This is a genomic window from Yoonia sp. R2-816, assembly GCF_046762905.1.
Classification (GTDB): Bacteria; Pseudomonadota; Alphaproteobacteria; order Rhodobacterales; family Rhodobacteraceae; genus Yoonia.
In genome coordinates, this window is the sequence record NZ_JBKQXN010000351.1 from 1 (window position 1) to 2,193 (window position 2,193).

The window sequence follows — 2,193 nt, forward strand, 5'->3', positions numbered from 1 at the left end:
GTCAGCCCAGACCAAATGGCGGAAGCTCGACGGCGCAAACCGCATGCCCGAGATCATCGAAGGGATTGCATTCAAAGACGGGATCAAACAACTTAACCATGCCGCCTAATCACGCCGTCACCAACTTTCGGGCATAGCTCTATGGGCTCTCTTGATACCTTCTCCACGTTGTACATGAAGGGCCCTACTGTCGTTAGCGTAGAGTTCTGCCCCGTCCGGCATTCGACCCCTTATGGCATGCAGATGAATAGAGCAATTCTATCAAAGCATTGCTTATTTGTATTATATTTCGGTAACCAACCCTGATTAATTGTCTTATAGGCGCAACTTGCCCCCAGGCGTTCCCTTATCCCTATCAGAGAGAGTCTGGGGGCTTTTTCATGTGATCTGCTGTTGGCTTGGACAAGCACACTCGTTGGAGATGAGTATTGGCGACTACAATTCCCGCTTTTTCAACTTTTCCCTCACACGAGTCTTTCAGAATGACATACGCGTACTTGGGCGGCCAGCTCGCCCTTCTGTCGCGCTATGTTTCGGTTTGGGGTGGTCGTTTGACCACGTTCAAAGATCAGATGGCGGACATTACGCCAAGCCTTTCGGTGATGGCATCAGCCACGGTGCAGGGGAGAAATGCAGTGCGTAGCGCAGAGCAGGGCCATGGGTTCATAACAAATGTGACGGACCCATGGCCGTCTATGCAGCGTTCAGCGGAGCTACAGCGCGCCTATGTAGAGAAGGGCTGTTAACGGTGCAGGGTCCTTTTGAAGTGCCGTCCGCCGGGCGGGTGCTCGTATCGAAGCACGCCTCCAATTGGCTCAAGAGCTCTGTAGCGGAGTTGATCACGAAGGATCCAGTCACGGCAAAACAGGAAGCATTCTGGCTTTACATGATCATGAAGCAAAGAACGCAGGCTACAGACCTGGAGTTGGGGCAGCAGATTGATCGACCGTTTTAAAGCGGCCTCAACCGCTGGCGCATTGATTGATAAGACGCATGATTAACAGAATGGGCAGGAGGGAGCGATTTGGGCTGCGGTGACGTAGATATCAAACCATTTTCACCCGAAGATTCTGAATTGTTGGCGAAAGAGCGCGCCGATCTTTGGGCACAAGCGTATGGCTTCGAAGACGCTGAAGACATGAAGCACGAAGGCGAAAGAATGGAACGAGAGTACCGTGCGCAGATGGTGGAAAAACAGGAGCGATGATGCTGAAGAGGCTGCTACACCTTCGATACTTATTGGCTATGGTGTAAAATTCAGACTTGATCTGACGGACACTCAGCTTGCAGTGCTGAGCTGAGGAGGTCTTGGGCACTGTCCGATTGGTCGTGCGTTTTGATGGTCTTCTCGACGGCAATGTGTAGCGTTACGCGGAAGGTCTGCATAGGCGTTTTGCCATAGCAGTATCTTCCCGAGTGTGGCCGCTGCTCGTTGTACTTGGCCAGCCAGGCGTCCAGTTCGGTCTGCAATTCTTCCACTGTTCGATACAGTTTCTTGCGGAACGCGATGTCGTAGAACTCGTCTTTGATGGTCCGATGGAAGCGTTCACAGATGCCGTTCGTCTGGCGCATCCAGAGCGTCTTCGGATGCTGGGCCTGTTAAGGATCGAGGGTCCAGCAACAGCAACAGGGCTTGCAGACCGTCTGGGCTTCAATTTCGGAGCGACAAGTTACCATCTAAGGCAACTCGCCAAGCATGGTTTCATCGCGGAAGCAGATGATCTTGGCACCAAACGGGAACGCTGGTGGCGGGCCAAGCATGACACGACATCTTTTGACGTTTCAGATCAATCGGGCGACCCCGGGCATTGTCATCAAACGGTGGCAAACCGGATCGTTCTGGGCAAGCTGGCGTACCTGCTTCTCAAGGGCAGCCAGCTCCTGCCGCAGCGTTGCCCTGGCGGGTAGCATTGGTTCTGTTGCGGTCTCCAGCATGAAGTTGCCTTCCGCCAATTCGCGGATCGTAGATGCTGCCTGCATCGGAAAGGAGGTGATAAGATGACAAGAGTTGCATTGGATCAGCGTAAGCGCGAAGCCTATGCGCTGATCAGGAAGATACCGTAATGGGCCCGGCGCTGAGTCGCAGACATTTTTCCTTGTCTGAGTGAAGCAATTTCGGTGTCGTTGCCCTTGATACGCTTGGTGCGTGTCTGCGGGGTCTTGCCGAGAAGCGCGCCCCAATTCCTGAGAATA

The 2,193-nt window shown here is 53.3% G+C and carries 3 protein-coding genes and 1 pseudogene; 3 read left to right on the forward strand and 1 reads right to left on the reverse strand.

Features of this window, described 5'->3' with window-relative positions:
• The first annotated feature begins 482 nt into the window (after positions 1-482).
• Positions 483-746 carry a hypothetical protein gene (locus ACFWW2_RS26550; RefSeq protein WP_393933661.1) on the forward strand — a complete coding sequence of 88 codons (264 nt, stop codon included), beginning with the start codon at positions 483-485 and terminating at the stop codon, positions 744-746.
• A gap of 278 nt (positions 747-1,024) precedes the next feature.
• Positions 1,025-1,207 (forward strand): hypothetical protein, encoded by a 183-nt coding sequence (locus ACFWW2_RS26555; protein WP_393933663.1) that lies wholly within the window; start codon positions 1,025-1,027, stop codon positions 1,205-1,207.
• Between the two features lie 50 nt (positions 1,208-1,257).
• Here the strand turns inward: ACFWW2_RS26555 and ACFWW2_RS26560 are convergent.
• A pseudogene (locus ACFWW2_RS26560) lies at positions 1,258-1,566 on the reverse strand (integrase core domain-containing protein); the annotation flags it as partial.
• Positions 1,567-1,587: 21 nt separating this feature from the next.
• Here ACFWW2_RS26560 and ACFWW2_RS26565 point away from each other — a divergent pair.
• Complete coding sequence (locus ACFWW2_RS26565) at positions 1,588-1,908, forward strand: helix-turn-helix domain-containing protein (protein WP_393933665.1); 321 nt, start codon at positions 1,588-1,590, stop codon at positions 1,906-1,908.
• Positions 1,909-2,193 lie beyond the last annotated feature (285 nt).